Annotated in this window: 14 protein-coding genes; 8 read left to right on the top strand and 6 right to left on the bottom strand. The window is 31.9% G+C overall.

From position 1 onward, the window contains the following. The first annotated feature begins 244 nt into the window (after window positions 1–244). Both HM985_RS14980 and HM985_RS14975 read left to right on the top strand, forming a co-directional pair. The gene (locus HM985_RS14980; RefSeq protein ID WP_246285036.1) at window positions 245–523 is read left to right on the top strand and encodes a transposase; all 279 of its coding nucleotides are present in this window, start codon (window positions 245–247) and stop codon (window positions 521–523) included. A gap of 93 nt (window positions 524–616) precedes the next feature. Then, window positions 617–1474, top strand: a complete 858-nt coding sequence (locus tag HM985_RS14975; protein ID WP_179377026.1) for an IS3 family transposase — start codon at window positions 617–619, stop codon at window positions 1472–1474. Between the two features lie 224 nt (window positions 1475–1698). On the opposite strand, the gene HM985_RS14970 is transcribed toward HM985_RS14975, so the two are convergent. Next, window positions 1699–2859: a tyrosine-type recombinase/integrase gene (locus tag HM985_RS14970; RefSeq protein ID WP_179377025.1), complete on the bottom strand. Its 1161-nt coding sequence runs from the start codon at window positions 2857–2859 to the stop codon at window positions 1699–1701. A gap of 404 nt (window positions 2860–3263) precedes the next feature. On the opposite strand from HM985_RS14970, the gene HM985_RS14965 reads away from it, so the two are divergent. Next, on the top strand, window positions 3264–3887 hold the full coding sequence (locus HM985_RS14965; RefSeq protein WP_179377024.1) for a LysE family transporter: 624 nt from the start codon (window positions 3264–3266) through the stop codon (window positions 3885–3887). A gap of 40 nt (window positions 3888–3927) precedes the next feature. Here HM985_RS14965 and HM985_RS14960 read toward each other — a convergent pair whose 3' ends face one another. Beyond that, window positions 3928–5979 (bottom strand): HD family phosphohydrolase, encoded by a 2052-nt coding sequence (locus tag HM985_RS14960; protein ID WP_179377023.1) that lies wholly within the window; start codon window positions 5977–5979, stop codon window positions 3928–3930. Window positions 5980–6094: 115 nt separating this feature from the next. On the opposite strand from HM985_RS14960, the gene HM985_RS14955 reads away from it, so the two are divergent. Both HM985_RS14955 and HM985_RS14950 read left to right on the top strand, forming a co-directional pair. Further along, entirely contained in the window at window positions 6095–7273 is a 1179-nt protein-coding gene (locus tag HM985_RS14955) for an acetyl-CoA C-acyltransferase (protein WP_179377022.1), read from the top strand. Window positions 7274–7282: 9 nt separating this feature from the next. After that, window positions 7283–8032 carry a C40 family peptidase gene (locus HM985_RS14950; RefSeq protein ID WP_179377021.1) on the top strand — a complete coding sequence of 250 codons (750 nt, stop codon included), beginning with the start codon at window positions 7283–7285 and terminating at the stop codon, window positions 8030–8032. Between the two features lie 50 nt (window positions 8033–8082). On the opposite strand, the gene HM985_RS14945 is transcribed toward HM985_RS14950, so the two are convergent. Then, window positions 8083–9369, bottom strand: a complete 1287-nt coding sequence (locus tag HM985_RS14945; protein WP_179377020.1) for a tetratricopeptide repeat protein — start codon at window positions 9367–9369, stop codon at window positions 8083–8085. A 35-nt stretch (window positions 9370–9404) separates the two neighbouring features. After that, window positions 9405–11957 (bottom strand): DNA gyrase subunit A, encoded by a 2553-nt coding sequence (gyrA, locus tag HM985_RS14940; protein ID WP_179377019.1) that lies wholly within the window; start codon window positions 11955–11957, stop codon window positions 9405–9407. 433 nt (window positions 11958–12390) lie between these two features. On the opposite strand from gyrA, the gene HM985_RS14935 reads away from it, so the two are divergent. Together HM985_RS14935 and HM985_RS14930 are read left to right on the top strand one after the other, a co-directional pair. Beyond that, window positions 12391–14943: an ATP-dependent Clp protease ATP-binding subunit gene (locus HM985_RS14935; RefSeq protein WP_179377018.1), complete on the top strand. Its 2553-nt coding sequence runs from the start codon at window positions 12391–12393 to the stop codon at window positions 14941–14943. Between the two features lie 91 nt (window positions 14944–15034). After that, window positions 15035–15406, top strand: coding sequence for a hypothetical protein (locus HM985_RS14930; RefSeq protein WP_179377017.1), 372 nt, complete (start codon window positions 15035–15037; stop codon window positions 15404–15406). Between the two features lie 27 nt (window positions 15407–15433). Here HM985_RS14930 and hutH read toward each other — a convergent pair whose 3' ends face one another. Beyond that, window positions 15434–16963, bottom strand: a complete 1530-nt coding sequence (hutH, locus tag HM985_RS14925) for a histidine ammonia-lyase (RefSeq protein WP_179377016.1) — start codon at window positions 16961–16963, stop codon at window positions 15434–15436. Window positions 16964–17226: 263 nt separating this feature from the next. Between hutH and HM985_RS17310 the strand changes: the two genes are divergently transcribed. Further along, on the top strand, window positions 17227–18264 hold the full coding sequence (locus tag HM985_RS17310) for a TlpA disulfide reductase family protein (protein ID WP_246285030.1): 1038 nt from the start codon (window positions 17227–17229) through the stop codon (window positions 18262–18264). A gap of 73 nt (window positions 18265–18337) precedes the next feature. Here HM985_RS17310 and HM985_RS14915 read toward each other — a convergent pair whose 3' ends face one another. Continuing rightward, window positions 18338–19891: an NAD(P)H-hydrate dehydratase gene (locus HM985_RS14915; RefSeq protein ID WP_179377015.1), complete on the bottom strand. Its 1554-nt coding sequence runs from the start codon at window positions 19889–19891 to the stop codon at window positions 18338–18340. Window positions 19892–19924: the final 33 nt, after the last annotated feature.

Genomic DNA, 19924 nt, shown 5'->3' with positions numbered 1-19924 from the left:
CCTTATTCCTCTCTTTTGTTCTTTCTAATTATATAGCTTAAATTTAGTGTTTTTATTAAAATGCTAACTTAAGCCGTATATAATTTATTACTAGTTCTAGCCTACTTACGAAAATCCTCGCGGATTTTCTATTCGGTTTTTATTTGCTAAATTAGGTGCTTAAAACACGCAACAAACCATATACAACAACGTTGTGTGTCATTATGACCCGTCCTGAAATATGTATACACTAAACCAAATGTATATGTATAAAAATGATGGATATGTAAGACGTTATAGTGAGAGTTTTAAACTCAAAATATTAGCAGAACTTACCAAAGGAAACCATTCCAAAAGACAAATTGCCTTAACTTACGGAATACAATCCAGTACAATCAATGTATGGATTAAAAAATATGATCGTAAAAATTTAATGAATACCCGTGTAACCGTGCAAACAGACGATGAATTAAGCCGTATTAAAGCCCTTCAGAAAGAGCTAAAACAACTCAAAGACCTTCTTATCAAAAAAGGACTTAGATAAGCTTGTTAATGACTCTTATCTCGAAGTAGCTGCTGAAAACTTAGGATACAAAGATGTTGAAGAATTAAAAAAAAACTTAAACATCGAGCCCTAATGAAATCAGCACCGAAAAACAGAAATAATAGACACTACTCTATAGCTGTTATTTGTGATGCTTTTTCCTTAAAAAGGGATGCCTATTACAAATACCACAAACGCTACATAGCCAAAAAAGAGGTAGAACGAACTGTTGTTCAACTTGTGCGAAAAAGCAGAAGAACGCTACCCAGAGAAGGGACTAGAAAACTCATGAAATCATTACATCATGAGTTTCAAAATCTACACATAAAAATAGGTAGAGATAGGCTATTCAGTATCTTGAGAGATAATGAACTGCTCGTTCGAAGAAAAAAATATTCTTCTAGAACTACCAATTCATATCACAGGTTCTACAAGTACAACAACATCATAAAAGACCTCAAAATCAATAGACCTAATCAAGTTTGGGCTTCTGACATTACTTATATTAGAACCATAAAAGGGTTCTGTTACCTAGCCTTGATTACGGACTTGTATTCCAGAAAAATCGTGGGCTACGACCTTAGTGATAGTTTAGAACTAAAAGGCTGTGTAAGAGCGCTCAATAAAGCCATTTACAATGCTGAAGACACCTCGAAACTTATTCATCATTCGGACAGAGGTATTCAATACTGTAGCAATATTTATACGCAAATTTTAAAAAGAAAAAATATTAATATCAGCATGACAGAAGAAAATCATTGCTATGAAAACGCAATAGCCGAAAGACTTAACGGAATACTCAAAGATGAATTCTATCTCGACCAAACATTTGCTAGCGTGGTTCAAGCTAAAAAAGCAACGAAAAATGCAATCAAATTGTACAACAATAAAAGATTACATTTATCTTTAGACTATAAAACACCTAATTACGTGCATCAATATGCCGCTTAAAAACAAGTATTAATCTGTAGCCGTATTTTAGGACGTGACATAATACACCGTCCTAAATAAAGGCTACATAATTTTAAACTTAAAATATATATCAAAATATTCTATTATCATTACTAGTCTATATTTATTAACCTACTATAAAATCATTTGCTTCATCTAAAACTATATTTTCGAAACTTTTTAAATAAACCTCAGTTGTCCGAATAGATTGATGCCCTAGCCCTTCACTTATGATTTCCGTAGAAATGCCCATGTTTTTTTGCGATAGTTGCCCAAGAATGTCGTATATAATAAGAGGTTATTTTTTCTTCTTTATTTGCATCTTTTGCAATTTTCTTCAATAATTTGTTAACTAATCTTCTGTCTGAGCGATATTTTTTAAATGTTTCAACCGAGCCGTCGTAACCTATTGGAAAAACAAAGTCATTTGGATCCTTATCCTGAGTATACTTCTTAAGTATTTCAGAAAATTCTGTGGTAATTCTAATTGATAAAGGATCGTTGGTTTTACTTCTGCCATAAAATATTCTATTTCCTTTTATATCACCTAATTTCAATTTAGCAAGATCAATTAAATTCATACCCCTACAGTTAAACATGGCTAAAAAATAATTTCTTGTATGCCAAAGACTACTGTTTTCCTCATATTTCAAATTTCGAATAGCAATTATTTTTTCTTTAGACAATGCCTTTTTTTTTGTTCTTCTTGTAGATGGAATTTTATAACTAGAAAAAGGATGTTTAAATGGTATAAACAGATCTTCTTTAATTGCACTATTATAAATAGCTCTTATTGCTCTAGCGTATGAACTTATACAATTTTTAGAATTTCCTTTTGATAAATGTTCTATCTCAAAATCAGTTAAAAAAGTTACTGTAATCTGATGAAACTTTACAGGAGAATTATTATTGAATTTTTCAAAAGCTGTTATTGCATTTTTGTACCAATTAGCCGTTGCAGGCTTGTTAGATTTCAGTTTTCGGTTTATTAAAACTTTACCCCATTCCTCTAGGGTAATTTCATTAGACAGGTCTTTCTTAATCTTTGAATCTAATTTATCGTCCCATAACTTTTTAATATTTTGAACTAACGTATCAACTGTTATCTGATTAAGAGTATCACCAAGTTCATTGATCAAAGTCTTTGCTGAATGAAGTTTTTCATATAACGCTTTATTAATCTCATCACAATCCAAATCCTTATTTACTGAAACTGATTTTTTCATTGTCATGTTATTTGCATCCCATCCAGCTTTAGACGTTTTGTAAGGAAGACGAATCATTCTAGGTCTCTTATGAAAAACTCTAACTACGATTGGAAACAACCCTTCATTCGCAGTTTTTGATTTAGCTCTGGTATCCAAAATTAATTTTGCTCGTGCCATTTCTCAGTAATTTTAGATATAAAGTTAGCAAAAATTACGCACACTTTGCGCACACTTCTCTTTGAGTACAATTCATATCAAACAATCTCAAAACAAACTAAACACCAGAAAATCAAAGATTTACAAATAATATTACTAGTGAAAATAGTCGATTTTTTTGGTCATCTAAGCAGGCGGTGCTAGGTTAAAATCCTGGTGCAATCACAAAAAAATCTTACGAGATAAAGTAACGCTTTTTTACGCTAAAAAAATTATGGTTAGTCTGAAAAGGATATTTTTTAATTTTTACAACCTTTAAATTGATTTTCTCAAAATAGATTCAACTATTTACCTTTTGAGCTAATCTAATGGTTGAATGGAATAGCAAGAGGACTTATTAAATTGTTTATTGCTAAAAAAAATAAATGAACTTCATTACATGTTTATTATTAGGATTTCTTGTAGCAACATCTGGTAGTATTGTACCTAGTTATCTAAATCTAACGGTTGTTAAGTACAGTCTAAAAAGTGGTGAAATTTCTGCCTTTTATCTCATTGGAGGTTTTGCTACAGTTTTATTTTTTCAAGCAAATGTTGGAGCCTACTTTTCCAATATTTTAATGAAAAACTCAGAATATATTACACTTATACAAAAAGTAGGTACAGGGATTTTACTACTCTTATCTCTTAATTTTTTTAGATTACATATCAATTCAAAAAACAAAAAAAAGAAAATTGAAATAAAAAAATCAAAAGCATATTTCAGTGGTATAGGCTTGTCGCTGTTAAATACTTTTGCAATTCCATTCTACTTTACGTCAATTTCTTTATTAATTAGTTTAGATTATTTTGAATACTCTTTATTAAACAGCTTATACTTTTCCATTGGCTCTACATTAGGCTCATTCTCGTTATATGCATTGTACGCAATTATTGCGAGTAGAATTGAACACAAACTCACCACTATAGCACACAAGATGAATTTAATTTTAGGTTGTCTTACAGGATTAGTAGCTATTATAAATATGGCTTATTTATATGTGAAATAAATACATAATTTAGTTAAAATAGTTTAAGCTAACTTTTTATTTATTCAGGGTATTCAATCCTTAAGTGATAGATATTAGCCAACTTAGATTTCAATACTTTTTTAATAGCTTGAATTTCTTTAAATGTAATATCTGCATTTAAAAACTGACCACTTTCCATCTGCTTATTTATTATATTTTCAACAAATTCGTTAAGCTTTGTACTTGTTGGTTCTTTTAAACTTTTAGATGCCGCCTCCAAGCTATCGCACATCATTAGTATTGCAGTTTCTTTACTAAATGGTGTCGGGCCAGGATACATAAAGTCCTTTATATTTACATTTTCATTTGTTGCTTTTTCCTTCATATAAAAATAGTATACAAGACTAGTGCCATGATGAGTTCTAATAAAGTCAATGACGCGGTCTGGTAGATTATACTTCTTAGCAATCTCAATGCCATTTAAGGTGTGTTCTATAATTATTTTTGCGCTTTCTATACTTGATAATTCGTCGTGCGGATTAATTCCGGTACTCTGATTTTCTGTAAAATACGTTGGGTTATTCATCTTACCAATATCATGGTATAAAGCCCCTACCCTCACTAACATGGCATTTGCACCAATTTCATTTGCTGATGACTCTGCTAGATTTGCAACATTAAGTGAATGGTGAAATGTACCAGGCGCTCTGTTAGATAACTCTTTCAATAATTTGGTATTAGTATCTGAAAGCTCTAATAGTGAAACATCAGAAACTAAACCGAATATTTTCTCATATATATAGATTAACGGTTGTACAAAAAGTGTTGCTAAACCACATAATATGAATAATCCAAAAGTTTCTAATTTAAGGCCTGTTAATTGCCCTTCATGAATAACGAAAAATGCAAAATAAGCAATGATATAAATGAAAGTAATCTGTCCCACCGAAATAAATAAATTAGCTCTTTTATACAATTCAGAAACCGTTAATATGGTTACCATACCTGCAATAATTTGAAGAAACATATACTCGTAACTATTTGGCACTACAAAGCCTAAAAGTAAAACGGTAAGTACATGTGTAAACAATCCTAATCTTGCATCAAAAAAAGCTTTTAAAACCAAAGGCATAATACACAGTGGAACGATATAAATAAATTGCGAATTAATATTTACAACTAAAGAGGTAATTAATATCATTAAAGAGATATTAAAAAAGATAAACGTAACTTTAGTATTGTTTAAAAACACCTCTTTTCTATACTTACTTAAAAATAATAATAGCATCAAAAGTGTTAAAGCTACTAATAACGTGTAGGCAATAAGAACCCAATTATAATTGGTAGTATTCCAAACTTGAGATTCGTATTCAGATTTTAGAGAACTTAGAATATCATACTGAGCTTCTTCGATTACTTGCCCTTTTGAAATAATGAGCTGATCTTTTTCAACACGCCCTCTTGTTAAAGACAATCTTGATAGGTCTTCCTCTAAAGCCTTTTTGGTTAAGATTTCATTCAGTTTTATATTCGGTTTTATAACATCAAAAAACACCGATATCATACGTTTCTTGGCATTTTTAGGCATTGAATTCCCCATGTCTGCTTCCACACGAAGCCTTAAATTACTGATTTCAAGAAAAGTACCATATTGAACCTCTTTTTCTACTTTATTAGAAGTCGCTAATTTTACAGCTCTATCAACATCGTAATTATAGTCCGAATCTAATATTCCTTTATTATACAGGCTTTTAATTATTGACCGTCCCTTTTTATATAATTCAGAATTTTGAATATTAAAATTAGTTGAATCTTTAAACACCTGATTAAACCTTGTTAAATATTCAGATAATACTTCTTCTTCAATCTCTTTATTTAATTCAAAATAAACAAGACTTTGGCTTTTAATTTCTAACTCTTCTTTTTCAATTTCTTTAGGAGATTTTTTAATCGCAAAATTAAAAGGAGCATAGAGGTTTTCAGACTGCCATGGCTTTCCTTTTTCAAAAGAATATCTAAACTTTCCTGTCTTCGGAAATACATACACAATAAACAATGTTGTTACGATAAACAACAAAACCTTATACACTAGAGCGTGGTTCTTATACCACTTATTGTAGAATACATTCATATACAATCAAATGTAAGAAATATTAGAATTTTACACCGCTAATATCATTAATACATTCTCAAATCTCTCAAAAAATGTTTAAATTCGCACTAAACAACAATCAAACATATTTATTATGAATAAGGACGTCGTTATCGTTTCAGCTGTAAGAACTCCAATTGGAAGTTTTTTAGGAAGCCTATCTACGGTACCAGCAACAAGATTAGGAGCTGCTGCTATTAAAGGAGCTTTAGAAAAAATTAACTTGAAACCAGAATTGGTAGATGAAGTTATTATGGGAAATGTAGTACAAGCTGGTACTGGACAAGCACCTGCGAGACAGGCTGCAATTTATGCTGGTATACCCAATACAGTACCTTGTTCTACCGTTAATAAAGTTTGTGCATCAGGTATGAAAGCTGTTATGCAAGCTGCTCAGGCTATTCAATTAGGTGATGCAGATATTGTTGTTGCTGGTGGTATGGAAAACATGAGTTTAATTCCTCATTATTACCATGCTAGATCTGCTACCAAATTTGGACCTGCAACTCTTGAAGATGGTATGCAAAAAGATGGTTTAGTAGATGCCTATGATAAAAACGCCATGGGTGTTTGTGCTGATGAATGTGCTACGGAATACAAATTCTCGAGAGAAGATCAAGATGCTTTTGCTGTTCAATCTTATGAGCGTTCTAAAGCCGCTTGGGAAGCTGGTAAATTTAAAGATGAAGTGATTAGTGTTGAAGTACCACAACGTCGTGGAGAACCAGTTATAGTTGATAGTGATGAAGAGTATACAAATGTAAGAATGGATAAAATTCCAGCTTTACGTCCTGCTTTTACTAAAGATGGAACTGTTACTGCTGCAAATGCATCTACAATTAATGATGGTGCCGCTGCATTAATATTAATGAGTAGAGAAAAAGCTGAAGAATTAGGATTAACACCTATTGCAACTATAAAATCATATGCAGATGCTGCACAAGAGCCAAAATGGTTTACAACCGCACCTGCTAAAGCATTACCAAAAGCATTAGCAAAAGCTAGCTTAGATATTAACGCTATTGATTTCTTTGAATTTAACGAAGCATTTTCTGTAGTAGGTTTAGCTAATATGAAAATTTTAGGATTAGATGATCATAACGTAAACGTGAATGGAGGAGCTGTTTCTTTAGGGCACCCTTTAGGTTGTTCTGGAGCTAGAATTTTAGTGACTCTAATTAGCGTACTACATCAAAATAATGCAAAATTAGGAGCTGCAGCGATTTGTAATGGTGGTGGCGGTGCTTCTGCAATGATTTTAGAACGCGCTTAACAAAACCCTATGCAATACGGCATTTGCAATCTTGGAATTGTACCTATCAGATTTGAACCTAGCGATACCAGTGAAATGGTAACGCAGGCTTTATATGGCGACTATTTTAAAGTATTAGAGCAACGTAAGAAGTGGAGTCGTATTCGTTTTGCATACGATAAATATGAAGGTTGGATAGATAATAAGCAGTATTTAGAAATTGAAGAATCTAATTATATTGATTTATCTAAATCCGAAATGAATCTTTCTAAAGATTTAATAGAATTTGTATCCGATGATGCCGATAACCTTTACCCTATTCCTGCAGGTTCTAATTTAAATGGTTTGTCTTTACTTAATCACCATTTTGATGGAATTGCTTCAACTTCTAAAAGAGCAAAGGATAATATTATAAAATCTTCTTTTTTATATTTGAATGCTCCATATTTATGGGGAGGAAAAACACCTTTTGGTATTGACTGTTCTGGATTTACCCAGATGGTTTACAAACTAAATGGTTATAAAATTCTGCGCGATGCTTCTCAGCAAGCAAAGCAAGGTGAAGCTTTAAGTTTTATTGAAGAGAGTGAACCTGGCGATTTAGCTTTTTTCGATAATGCAGAAGGTATTATTACTCATGTAGGAATTATAATGGAAGACAATTATATTATTCATGCACACGGAAAAGTACGAATTGATCGTTTAGATCACAGTGGTATTTATAATATTGAAAAGAATATACATACTCATAAACTAAGAGTTATTAAAAAGATCATATAAAAAAAAGCGACTTATTTCTAAGTCGCTTTTTTTTATGTATTATCATAATATTAATTTCCAGCTGCAGAAGCTTCCATCTGTTCAACTTTAGCTCTCATAGCTTTAAATTTATCAGTTTCACCCAATGCACTATAAATGTTCATTAAAGTTTTTGCTGCGTCTACATTTGTATTCCTTAATTCTAAAGCTTTTTCTAAATAAGGTATAGCATCATTATACAACTGAGTACGGCTATCTTTAAGAGCATCGTACTTTTTATTGTCAGCAGAGCTTGTACCTAGACCATTCATTTCCTCAACAATTGCAGCTTCGCCGCCCAAAATAACGACAGCTAAATTGTTATATGCATCTACATAATTAGGGTTAATAGCAATAGCTTTTTCATAATACTTAATAGCCGCTTCAGAGTTACCTCCTTCAGCTGCTAACACACCTAAATTATATTGTAATTCTGAATTCTCTGGATCTTTTTGAGTTGCTTCCTCCATTAAAGCTCTAAACTTCTCTCTATTACCCATTTTTAAATACACATTAGCCTCAGATAATAACAATCCGATGTCATCAGGGTTTTCTGATCTTGCGTCTGCCATAGCTCCTAAAGCTTTTTCATTATCCCCTTGAGACACATATATTAAGGCTATATTTTTTACAATCTCAGCTGTTTTTGATTCACTTTTATAATCTTTAGGCTCTTTATGTAATTTTGCCTTTACAGAAAAATCACGTTGCGTTTTATCAGCGAAAGTTTCTTCTACACCTGACTCAACATTAATTGCTGAATAATTCATTTTTTCACCAGTATATCCTAAATTCTTTAACTGTATATAATAGTCTAAAGCCGTATCGAAATCTGGTTCTGAAACAGCAGAAGATGCTGCATAATATAAATACAAAGTATCCTTTGGAGACATTTTATAAGCCTTATCAAAACCTTTCGCTGCTACTTTGTAATTTTTATTCGTAAAAGCAGTATTTGCTTTTGTTAAATAAGCATTCATCATATTAGTCGTCATCACATTAGCCTCTTCGGTATATTTCAATTTACCCATCTTAGATTCTAATTCTTTTACGTTATTTAAGCTTGTTATGGCTTCATCAATATTAGCATCTGTTCCTTGACCTTCAGCATACAATGCTTGGGCTTTTAAATAATAAAACTTAGCTTTAAGTTTATCATCCATACTACCTGTTAAGGCTTCTGCTGCAGAAACTGCAGATTTAGCATCACCATAATTTGAACTTTTAAGAGCTTTTTCAATTGCTTTTACTTCACTTTTCTGTGCAAAGGTAATTGACGAAATTGCCAAGAGCAGCACTAATGTCATTAATTTTTTCATCTTGTAATAAATAATTTATTTGTTAATTTTAGTTTTTAGTTTTCTGTTTCATTATCATCAATAGCTGTGCCATCTTCAGTAGATCCCTCACCGTCAACAACATCACCTTCGACTGCCTCAGCCTCAATATCTTCTATCACCTCTTCATCATCTTTCATCACCTTAGCGACTGCTGCTATAGAATCATTTCCTTTAAGATTAATCAATTTAACCCCTTGAGTTGCTCTTCCCATAACACGTAGATTGGCAACTGCCATACGAATTGCAATTCCAGATTTATTAATAATCATTAAATCATCTTCATCTGTAACATTCTTTATAGATACTAAACTACCTGTTTTTTCAGTGATAGAAATAGTTTTTACACCTTTCCCTCCTCTGTTTGTAATTCTATAATCTTCTAAGCTAGAACGTTTACCGTAACCGTTTTCAGATACCACTAAGATATTGCTTTCCATATCATCTACAGCAATCATACCTATAACTTCGTCTGTATTTTCATCTTGAAGACGAATACCACGGACTCCTGAAGCACCTCTTCCCATTGGTCTAGTTTTAGCTTCCTCAAAACGAATTGCTTTACCAGATTTTAAAGCTAACATTACTTGGCTTTCACCAGTCGTTAATTTTGCTTCTAATAAAACATCATCATCCTTAATAGTTATAGCATTAATACCGTTAGATCTTGGTCTAGAATATTGTTCTAAAGATGTTTTCTTAACCTGACCTTTCTTAGTAGCCATAATTACATAATGACTATTAATATAGGCTTCATCTTTTAAATCTTGAGTACAGATGAAAGCCATTACTTTATCATCTTGCTCTATATTAATAAGGTTTTGAATTGCTCTACCCTTTGATGTTTTAGAACCTTCTGGTATTTCGTAAACACGCATCCAAAAACATTTTCCTTTTTGAGTAAAGAATAACATATACTGGTGGTTTGTACCTACAAATAAATGTTCTAAGAAATCTTCATTTCTAGTTGTTGTTGCTTTTTGTCCAACTCCACCTCTATTCTGAGTTTTATATTCGCTAAGTAAAGTTCTTTTGATATAACCTGCGTGCGAAATTGTAATTACAACTTGCGCATCAGGAATCATATCTTCGATACTTAAATCACCACCTGCATATTCAATTACTGAACGACGCTCATCACCATATTTATCTCTAACAACTTCTAATTCCTCCTTAATAATAGCCATTCGACGCTCTTTCTTGTCTAGGATATCTTTTAGATCGATTATTGTCTTCATAATCTCATCATATTCAGAACGCAATTTATCTTGCTCTAAACCTGTTAACTGACGCAAACGCATCTCAACAATCGCTTTTGCTTGAATTTCTGAAAGTTTGAAACGTTCAATTAAACTATTACGCGCTTCATCTGCATTATTAGATGCACGAATTATTTTAATTACTTCATCAATATTATCTGAAGCAATAATTAAACCTTCTAAAATATGAGCTCTTTCTTCTGCTTTTCTTAATTCATATTTAGTACGTCTTACAACAACGTCATGTCTATGCTCTACAAAATATTGTATAAGTTCTTTTAAATTTAAAAGCTGCGGACGTCCTTTTACTAATGCTATATTATTAACACTAAAAGAGGTTTGTAAAGCTGAATATTTATAAAGTTTATTAAGTACGATATTTGGAATAGCATCACGTTTTAAAACGTAAACAATTCGCATACCATTTCTATCTGATTCATCACGAATAGAAGAAATACCTTCCATCTTCTTTTCATTAACCAAGTCAGCAGTTTTCTTAATCATATCTGCCTTATTAACTTGGTAAGGAATTTCAGAAACAATAATACATTCTCTTCCTTGTACCTCTTCTATAATAGCTTTACCACGCATTACAATACGTCCGCGACCTGTATGAAAAGCTTCCTTTACACCATCGTAACCATATATAGTTCCCCCTGTAGGAAAATCGGGTGCTTTAACGTGTTGTATTAACTCGTCTATTTCAATATCATTATTTTCAATGTAAGCTATAGTACCGTTAACTACTTCTGTTAAGTTGTGTGGTGGCATGTTAGTAGCCATACCCACAGCAATACCTGAGGCACCATTCACAAGAAGTCCTGGAATACGTGTTGGTAAAACAGTTGGTTCTTCAAGCGTATCATCAAAGTTTAACTTATGATCTACCGTTTCTTTGTCAATATCTGCCAACATGTCCTCAGATATTTTACGCATTCTAGCTTCAGTATAACGCATTGCTGCCGGACTATCACCATCTACAGATCCAAAGTTACCTTGACCATCAACCAACATGTAACGCAAACTCCATTCTTGAGCCATACGCACCATTGCATCATAAACAGAGGTATCTCCATGTGGGTGATACTTTCCTAAAACTTCACCGACAATTCTTGCTGACTTTTTATGTGCCGAATTTGCTCTAATTCCAAGTTCATGCATACCGTAAAGTACACGTCTATGTACTGGTTTTAAACCGTCTCTTACATCTGGTAACGCACGTGACACGATGACTGACATTGAATAATCAATGTAAGCCGATTTCATTTCATCTTCAATGTTAATTGGAATGAGCTTTTCTCCTTCTGCCATATATAAAATTAATTAGTTTTTTTGTAAGTTTTCATAACATGCTAATATAACCAAAATAGTACTGTTTCTAGCCTAAAACATTATCATTTTTGGGATTTTTTATTAACAATATACACCCCCCTTTTAGTTAATAAGTATCTCTCTATTTACTTTGATATAAAATGGTTTTTTATTCTCTTCGTTTGCACCATTTAAGGGACACTAAGAGAATCCTTAAAATTTTCTATACAATTCGTTTCTATTTACTTGTATTTCACTTAGAAAATAAAACTTTAGTTCAGGAGCTAAAATTCTATTTTATTATTGATTTCAAGTACAATATTATTCAAATTTTTAGAACTCTTTTAAAAATTCTTTTGGTTTAGGTACAGTTTTTGACCTATACCCAATATGTTTTTATTATTTTTAATGCAGAAAGAGAAAGGAATACACTATGGATGATAATTTTTCCCCAAGAGTTAAAGATGTTATAGCTTATAGCAAAGAAGAAGCTTTACGTTTAGGTCATGACTTTATAGGAACTGAGCACTTAATGCTCGGACTATTAAGGGATGGCGATGGTAAAGCAATAGATATTTTAAGTGCATTAGACATAGATCTAAATCACCTGAGGCGCAAAGTTGAGATTTTAAGTCCAGCTAACCCTAATATTCTTGCAACATCTAACGAAAAAAAGAACTTACATTTAACAAGGCAAGCTGAGCGCGCTCTAAAAACAACTTTTTTAGAAGCAAAGTTGTTTCAAAGTACTTCAATTAATACAGCGCACTTATTACTGTGTATTTTAAGAAATGAAAATGACCCAACGACCAAGCTTTTAAATAAGCTAAAGGTTGATTATGATAACGTAAAAGAAGAATTCAAATCTATGATTACTAACGAAGATGATTACTTAGACACTCCGAAAGCTGAATCGTTTTCTGATGACGATATTAACGAGGAAGAAGATGAAGCAAAGCAGAATCCTTTTGGTGGTCAGTCTAACAAGACAAACAAAAAATCTAAAACACCAGTTTTAGATAATTTTGGAAGAGACTTAACCGTACTTGCAGAAGAGGACAAATTAGACCCAGTTGTAGGACGAGAAAAAGAAATAGAGCGTGTGTCTCAAATTTTAAGTCGAAGAAAGAAAAACAATCCTCTATTAATTGGAGAACCAGGTGTTGGTAAATCTGCTATTGCAGAAGGTCTAGCTCTAAGAATTGTAAAACGTAAAGTATCGCGTACCTTATTTAATAAGCGTGTAGTTACTTTAGATTTGGCAAGTTTAGTTTTAGGCACAAAATACAGAGGACAGTTTGAAGAACGTATGAAAGCCGTTATGAACGAGCTGGAAAAGAATGATGATATTATTCTTTTTATTGATGAAATTCATACCATTGTTGGAGCTGGTGGAGCAACTGGAAGCTTAGATGCCTCTAACATGTTTAAACCTGCTTTAGCTAGAGGCGAAATACAATGTATTGGAGCTACAACTTTAGATGAATATAGACAATACATTGAGAAAGACGGAGCTTTAGAGCGTCGTTTTCAAAAGGTAATTGTTGAACCAACTTCTGTTGAAGAAACAATTGAGATTCTTAATAACATTAAAGGCAAATACGAAGAGCACCATAACGTTAATTATACGCAAGAAGCTATTGAGGCATGTGTTAAATTAACTAATCGTTATATGACGGAACGTTTCTTACCAGATAAAGCTATAGATGCTTTAGATGAAGCAGGCTCTCGTGTTCATATTACAAACATTGATGTTCCTAAAAAAATTCTTGAATTAGAGAATAAACTTGAAGAAGTTAAAGAAACTAAGAATAGTGTTGTTAAGAAGCAAAAATACGAAGAGGCTGCAAAACTTAGAGATGATGAAAAGCGCCTAGAAAAAGAACTTGCTACCGCTCAAGAAACTTGGGAAGAAGAAACCAAACTCCATAAAGAAATTGTAACAGAAGACAATGTTGCAGATGTTGTTTCTATGATGACAGGGATTCCTGTAAATAAAATTGCACAGACTGAAATCAATAAATTATCTAAATTACCAGAACTTATTAAAGGAAAAGTAATTGGGCAAGATCAGGCTGTTGCTAAGGTTGTAAAAGCTATACAGAGAAACAGAGCTGGACTTAAAGACCCTAATAAGCCAATTGGTTCATTTATCTTTTTAGGACAAACAGGTGTTGGTAAAACACAGTTAGCAAAAGTATTAGCTCGCGAGTTATTTGAAAGTGACGATTCTTTAGTGAGAATTGACATGAGTGAATACATGGAAAAATTTGCAATCTCTCGTTTAGTTGGTGCTCCTCCAGGATACGTTGGTTATGAAGAAGGCGGTCAGTTAACTGAAAAAATACGTCGTAAACCATACGCTGTTGTTCTTTTAGATGAAATTGAAAAAGCGCATCCGGATGTCTTTAATATGCTGTTGCAGGTTTTGGATGATGGCTATTTAACAGATAGTTTAGGACGTAAAATTGATTTTAGAAATACAATTATAATAATGACTTCTAACATTGGTGCCAGAAAACTAAAAGATTTTGGAACTGGTGTAGGTTTCGGAACATCTGCTAGAGAAGCACAAGAAACTGATTATGCCAAAGGTGTAATAGAAAATGCTCTTAAAAAGGCATTTGCTCCAGAGTTCCTAAATAGAATTGATGATGTGATTGTATTTAATGCTTTAGAAAAAGCAGATATTAGTAAAATTATAGATATTGAGTTGATTAAGCTTATTGATAGAATTAAAGACTTAGGTTACGAACTTCAGCTTTCTGAAAAAGCTAAAGATTATATTGCCGAAAAAGGATTTGATAAACAGTACGGAGCAAGACCTTTAAATAGAGCCATTCAAAAATATGTTGAAGATGCTCTTGCTGAAGAAATCATCAACTCTAAACTTCATGAAGGAGATACCATCGTAATGGATTTGGAAGAAGAAAATAATGAACTTAGTGTTAAAATTAAATCTTCTGAAAAAACTACAGAATCTTAATTTTTTCTAATTTATTAAAATAGAAACTCTTTCTTAACCGAAAGAGTTTTTTTATTTAATTAGATTATACCCCTAGCCAAGAATAAAAATTATGAGCCAATCTTTAAAGTTCGACTTTTGTAACTTAACTGTATTTGACAACTACATTATTGTTAATATTAAAGAAGGTATTAATGTTACACCTGACAGAAATAACACATTAATAGATATTACTGAAACATACTTTTTAAACAAACCATTTGTCTATATTTCAAACAGAATAAACTCCTACTCTGTTGACCCAAAAGTCTATTTAAAGACTTCAAAAATTAAAAACTTAGAAGGATTAGCAATAGTTTCGAGCAATTACCAAGCAAAAGTGAATGCCGAGATTGAAAAAATGTTTTTTAAAAAGCCTTTTGAAATTTTTTCAGAATTAGAAGAAGCCATAGTATGGGCTCATAAAATAACAAAGACAGAGTGATAAAATACCACGCTGCCTTTTATAAAATTATTTTAAATCATAATGATTTAAAAATAACTCATCAATCTCAACATCAACATCTTTTAAAAATTGAATTGATGCTTCAATAGAGTCATGTAGCACCTCATCTGCCTTTATAAAAGGGACAAATTTTCTAAATTGCTCTAAAAAAGACTCTAAAAAAGGAGATGTTTTTAATGGTCTCCTAAATTCTAAAGCTTGTGATGCATTCATTAATTCTATAGCAATAACTCGCTCTACATTTTTAACCAAAGTATAGGCTTGAGTGGCAGCATTTGCACCCATGCTTACATGGTCTTCCTGACCATTACTAGACACAATACTATCTACACTTGCTGGTGAAGCCATTTGTTTATTGGCACTAACAATGCTTGCCGCTGTGTATTGCGGAATCATAAAACCAGAATTTAGTCCAGGGTTATCCACTAAAAATGCAGGTAAACCTCTTAAACCTGAAACTAATTGAAAAACACGACGTTCCGAAATATTTCCTATTTCTGCCATTGCAATCTTTAAATAATCTAAAGCCAGAGCTAAAGGTTGACCATGAAAATTTCCTCCTGAAATTATTAAATCTTCTTCATGAAAAATATTAGGATTATCGGTTACCGAATTAATTTCTGTTAAAATTACTTTTTCAACAAAATCTAAAGTGTCTTTTGTTGCTCCATGAACTTGAGGAATACATCGGAAAGAATAAGGATCTTGTACGTGTTCTTTTTCACGTTCAATAAGTTCACTTCCTTTTAAAAATTCATTAAAACGTCTTGCTACTTTTCGTTGCCCTGGATGTGGTCTCACAGCATGAACCAAATCATGAAAAGGATCTAAACGTCCATCAAAAGCATCTAATGAAATACTTGCTATAATATCTGCTAAATAAGATGTTTTATGAGACATTAATAATAAGTAAACACCATAAGCACTCATAAATTGTGTTCCATTTAAAAGAGCTAAACCTTCTTTTGCTTCTAATTTTACAGGTTCCCAATTAAATTTTTCTAAAAGTGTTTTAGCATCATATTCTTTACTATTGTGCACCACTTTTCCTTTTCCTAATAAGGGTAAAGCCAAATGTGCCAATGGAGCTAAATCACCCGATGCACCTAAAGAACCTTGCGTAAATACAAAAGGAAATATATCATTATTAAAAAAGTCAATAAGCCTATTTACTGTTGCAAGTTGCACCCCACTATGACCATAACTCAGTGACTGAATCTTTAAAAGTAACATCACTTTTACTACCGTTTTTGGAACCCGATCACCTGTTCCACAAGCATGAGACATTACTAAATTCTCTTGCAACTGACTTAAATCTGAATCTGATATTTTTACATTATATAATGAACCAAAACCTGTATTTATACCATACATAGGCTTCTTTTCACTTGCTAGTTTAGCATCGAGATAAGTTTTACATTTTTGAATTTCATTTGCAGAAGCTTCTGAAAGCTTCAATTTTTTATTTTCATAAAAAATATTATAAATCGTTACAATATCTAAAGCATCTGAAGAGATGATATGGTAGTTGTCCATTATCGTTTAGTTTAATTAGTATTCAAAATTGAGGATTATTTTGGGTTTTACCATGTAAATATTCAATTCTTTAATTACAAATAAAATCTATGAATTATAATTCCTTCTACAAATCTCAGCCTAAAAATTATAATCTAGAACGTTGACTTTTTATTATAATCATTTCAAAAAAAAGTATTAAAACACGGGTTAAACTTTATAAAAAATTTAGAATTAGGATTCCTATATATTGTTTATTTTTGAAGCAATCAAAAATACTATTTATGAAAAGATTATTATTACTTTGTATTGCAACCTCTTTATTTGCATGCAAAGGAGAGCCTAAAGAATATGTTACACTTTCGGGAAAAATATCTAATCCTGATGAAAGTAAAATTGTGAAAGTCTTTAGAGGCAAAGGTTATGAAAAGATTATTACCCTAAATGAAGATGGTACATTTAAAGATACTTTAAACGTCATTGCTGGTGATTACAACTTTCAACACGGAAAAGAATACGGCCAAATTTATTTAGAGAACGACAATACAACTTCTTTTACGACAGATAATAATTCTTTTATAGATTCTTTAGTTTTTGAAGGAGATGATTCTGATCTTAATAATTTTAGCGTAAAATCATTTTTATTAGGTAAAGCCCATTTTTCTAATGAATTAGTTGCATCTAATGATATCGATGTTATTAATAAAGCGATTGAAAATTATAAATCTTCATATGAAGATTTAAAAGTTAAATATACAGACGTAGATTCTACACATTTAGCCATGATGGATACTAATATTGACAGAACAGTAAACCAACTTTCTAGCTTTGTAAAATCTAAAGTAGCGACTAATAATGCTTTTCCGAAAGGCTCACCCTCACCTGATTTTGAAAATTATGAAAATTATAAAGGAGGAAAAACATCTCTCTCTGATTTAAACGGAAAATATGTTTACATCGACTTATGGGCTACTTGGTGCGCTCCTTGTCTTAAAGAAATCCCGTCTCTTAAAAAAATTGAAAAGCAATATGAAGGAAAAAACATCGAATTTGTAAGCATTTCTATTGATGATGGTAGAGGTCATAAAAATGATAAAGCCGCTGCTTATTCTGCTTGGAAAAAAATGATTGCAGATAAAGATTTAGGTGGTACTCAATTAATGGCTGATAATGGATTCATGTCTCAGTTTGTTCAAGACTATAAAGTTACTGGTATTCCAAGATTTATTTTAATTGATCCAAGCGGAAATATTATAACTGCTGACGCACCTAGACCTTCAAGTTCTGAATTGGTTAAGTTACTTGACCAATTAAGCATTTAAGTTTAGATTACTCTAAATTAAAAAGCCAGTCTAAATTAGTTATTTAGACTGGCTTTTTTTTTCTAATATATCATCACTTTTGTTCTTCTTGTTCCTTTTTAGGTTGCTCTGGCTCTTTAAATAAATCGATATAAGCCTCACCAATAGTTTTAATAATGTTACTAGCCATTAAACTTTCAAAACCACAATTTTTTAAAGAAATATCGGCAGACTTACCATGAAGATAAACACCAAAAATTGTTGCTGATAATGGCGTATAACCTTGAGCTATTAAACCAGATATTATTCCTGTTAAAACATCTCCACTTCCCGCTGTTGCCATACCTGGATTCCCTGTGGTATTTATATACAATTTATCTTTATAAACGGTTATAGAATTCGCCCCTTTAATTAATACAACAACATCATATTCATTTGATAGCGCTTGTACTTTTTCTAATTTTTCAAAGTCATTAGACCATTTACCAACCAATCTTTCTAACTCTTTGGGATGTGGTGTCAATACCGTTTGCTTAGGCAAGTGTTTTAAAAGCGTTTTATGTTGAGATAAAATATTTAAACCATCCGCGTCTATAACTAACTGAGTTTTATTATTTTTCAAGAACTCTTTAAAAGTCTTAACGGTTTTCTCTGTAGTTCCTAAACCGACGCCGATTCCAATAACTGTTGGTTCTAAATTAAAATTTATATCAGAAATATGTGTTTCCGTGCTATCTGTAAGAACCATAACTTCAGGAATAGAAGATTGCAAACTCTGATAACCACATTTAGGCACAAAAGCAGTTACTAAACCCGCCCCAGAACTAAAAGCTGCTCTACTTGCTAAATTTACAGCACCTATTTTTCCGTAGCTGCCTCCTAAAATCATTACATGTCCAAAATCACCTTTATGAGAAAATTTTTCTCTAGGTTTATATAATGGCAATACTTCTAGCTTAGAGATTAATTCAGCTTTAGTTTCGGTCTGCACTAAATATTCACGATCTATTCCTATATCTAAAACTTCCCATTGCCCAATGAATTTTGCTGTATCAGGTAAGAAGAATACTAATTTTGGTGACTGAAAACTTAATGTATAATTAGCAAAAACCACTGCACTTTCATCTTCGATAGCTTCATCTGTATATAACCCTGAAGGAATATCAATAGCTAATGTAAAAGCTTTTGATGCTTTAAATTTTTGAAATAATTCTGCAACCCAATTGTTGGGCTCTCTATTAAAACCAAGACCAAAAACAGCATCTACAATTATATCATCTTTGCCAATTTCAATTGCTTTAAAATCATCTTTACAACTCAGCATTTCTGGCCACTTTTTTGTGACATTTTTAATGTGATCGTAATTTATTAAAAAATCTTGTGTTCGTTTATCACTGCAATTAACAATATAGGTTACCACATTATATCCATGCGTTATTAAATGTCTCGCTAATACTAATCCATTACCCCCATTATTACCGATACCACAAAACACATGAATTGGAACTTGTGCTCCTTGCATACGTGCATGTATCCAATTAAAAATTTGCGTTCCTGCGCGTTCCATTAACTCTGTTGAGGCTATATTTTGACGTTCAGAAGTTAACTTATCGCCTTCGTAAATTTGTTCTTTAGAAAATAATTTCATTTAACTATTTTAATTAATACTGTTCATTTATAA

Origin of the sequence: Winogradskyella wichelsiae (assembly GCF_013403925.1) — a bacterium.
GTDB lineage: Bacteria > Bacteroidota > Bacteroidia > Flavobacteriales > Flavobacteriaceae > Winogradskyella > Winogradskyella wichelsiae.
Note: the sequence above shows the minus strand (reverse complement) of the source record. Positions and strands in the feature narration are given on the sequence as shown.

Excerpts from the sequence above, each read along its gene's own strand:
- HM985_RS14970 (WP_179377025.1), bottom strand. The coding sequence starts at position 2,859 with ATGGCACGAGCAAAATTAATTTTGGATACCAGAGCTAAATCAAAAACT.
- HM985_RS14975 (WP_179377026.1), top strand. The coding sequence starts at position 617 with ATGAAATCAGCACCGAAAAACAGAAATAATAGACACTACTCTATAGCT.
- HM985_RS14965 (WP_179377024.1), top strand. The coding sequence starts at position 3,264 with ATGAACTTCATTACATGTTTATTATTAGGATTTCTTGTAGCAACATCT.
- HM985_RS14960 (WP_179377023.1), bottom strand. The coding sequence starts at position 5,979 with ATGAATGTATTCTACAATAAGTGGTATAAGAACCACGCTCTAGTGTAT.
- HM985_RS14915 (WP_179377015.1), bottom strand. The coding sequence starts at position 19,891 with ATGAAATTATTTTCTAAAGAACAAATTTACGAAGGCGATAAGTTAACT.
- hutH (WP_179377016.1), bottom strand. The coding sequence starts at position 16,963 with ATGGACAACTACCATATCATCTCTTCAGATGCTTTAGATATTGTAACG.
- gyrA (WP_179377019.1), bottom strand. The coding sequence starts at position 11,957 with ATGGCAGAAGGAGAAAAGCTCATTCCAATTAACATTGAAGATGAAATG.
- HM985_RS14980 (WP_246285036.1), top strand. The coding sequence starts at position 245 with ATGTATAAAAATGATGGATATGTAAGACGTTATAGTGAGAGTTTTAAA.
- HM985_RS14945 (WP_179377020.1), bottom strand. The coding sequence starts at position 9,369 with ATGAAAAAATTAATGACATTAGTGCTGCTCTTGGCAATTTCGTCAATT.
- HM985_RS14950 (WP_179377021.1), top strand. The coding sequence starts at position 7,283 with ATGCAATACGGCATTTGCAATCTTGGAATTGTACCTATCAGATTTGAA.
- HM985_RS14930 (WP_179377017.1), top strand. The coding sequence starts at position 15,035 with ATGAGCCAATCTTTAAAGTTCGACTTTTGTAACTTAACTGTATTTGAC.
- HM985_RS14955 (WP_179377022.1), top strand. The coding sequence starts at position 6,095 with ATGAATAAGGACGTCGTTATCGTTTCAGCTGTAAGAACTCCAATTGGA.
- HM985_RS17310 (WP_246285030.1), top strand. The coding sequence starts at position 17,227 with ATGAAAAGATTATTATTACTTTGTATTGCAACCTCTTTATTTGCATGC.
- HM985_RS14935 (WP_179377018.1), top strand. The coding sequence starts at position 12,391 with ATGGATGATAATTTTTCCCCAAGAGTTAAAGATGTTATAGCTTATAGC.